The organism is Streptomyces sp. B93 (assembly GCF_018070565.1).
Taxonomy (GTDB): domain Bacteria; phylum Actinomycetota; class Actinomycetes; order Streptomycetales; family Streptomycetaceae; genus Streptomyces.
Window position 1 is genome coordinate 1 of record NZ_JAGPXL010000115.1, and the last position, 1,177, is coordinate 1,177.

Genomic DNA, 1,177 nt, shown 5'->3' on the forward strand with positions numbered 1-1,177 from the left:
GGGGCGGGGCGTGGGGTGGGCCCCGTCAGTGTGGGGAGCGCGCAGGCGGCGGTAGACGGCGGGCGTGACGCAGGTGAGGGTGGCGGCGGCGGTACCCGCGGGTCTGCCGTCACGGTGCAGGGTGAGGGCGAGACGCATGCCGGCCAGGCGCCCACCGCGGTACTTGATGTCCTGACAGGTGATCTGAAGGGTGACGGCGGCGGGCTCGGGGCGCAGACGCAGGTGGTCGGGGGCGAGGTCCACGGCCAGGTCCCACATGACGAAGTGATGACCGAGCGGGACGTCGTAGGCGGCGTGGGCGAGGAGCAAGCCGGCCTGGCGGATCGTTTCGGCGGCGATGAGGGGGTCGTGGTAGCCGTCGGCGGTGGCGAAGTACGCGTGCAGGCGCGGCCACTGGGCGGTCACCGTGAAGTGGTCGTCCCCGGTGCGGACCCAGTCGGTGAGCAGGACCTCGGCTATGGCGGCGCGGTGGACGTACTCCTTGGGGACCGTCGTGGTCAGACGGGCGGGGGCGGCATGTCCGGGGGAGCACAGGGCGGGCGGCCCCGCGTGCCGGGCGGCGTCCGGCGCCGTGAGGGTGGGAAGTGCGCTCGCGGTGCTCGCTGACATGGGTGTTCCTCCTGGTGGGCGTCGGCGAGGTGGGTGGCGGGGTTCCTCGGGCGTGAAGAAGATACATACCATCCGGTTTACTCTCCAGCGGTATGAGGTGTTCCGGCTTGTGGGGTGCGGAGGGTTTTGCTCCGTTTCGTGGTGTGGGCTGGCGCGTTGACGAATTGGCGGCGCAGCCTTGTGAAGTGAAGCCGGTGTTTCTCGAGTTGGTCTCGAGTCGTGCGTCTCACGATGGCCGGGTTCGGTGACCGGTGTCAGGCCAGCCTTGGTGAACCGGCTGGGGGAGGCGGTTGATATGGGTGGTCGGGTAGCGGAGTTGGCTGAGGTCCGTGCGCGGGCGTTGGCCGGTCCCAGCGAGAAGGCGACGGCGGCGCAGCACGCCAAGGGCAAGCTGACGGCCCGGGAACGGATAGCCCTGTTGCTCGATGCGGGCTCGTTCTGCGAGGTCGAGCAGTTGCGTCGGCATCGTGCTTCCGGGTTCGGTCTGGAGGCGCGGAAGCCGTACACGGACGGTGTGGTCACCGGCTGGGGGACGGTGGAGGGGCGGACGGTGTTCGTCTACGCCCAT

Annotated in this window: 2 protein-coding genes; one reads left to right on the top strand and one right to left on the bottom strand. The window is 70.0% G+C overall.

Annotated features, from left to right (window positions below; translation table 11 throughout):
* Positions 1 to 609, bottom strand: a 609-nt coding sequence (locus KBY47_RS36155; protein ID WP_282108487.1) for a ScbA/BarX family gamma-butyrolactone biosynthesis protein, incomplete at its 3' end; no start/stop codon positions are given.
* A 295-nt stretch (positions 610 to 904) separates the two neighbouring features.
* On the opposite strand from KBY47_RS36155, the gene KBY47_RS36160 reads away from it, so the two are divergent.
* Positions 905 to 1,177: carboxyl transferase domain-containing protein (locus KBY47_RS36160; protein WP_282108488.1), on the top strand; the 273-nt coding region annotated here is incomplete at its 3' end.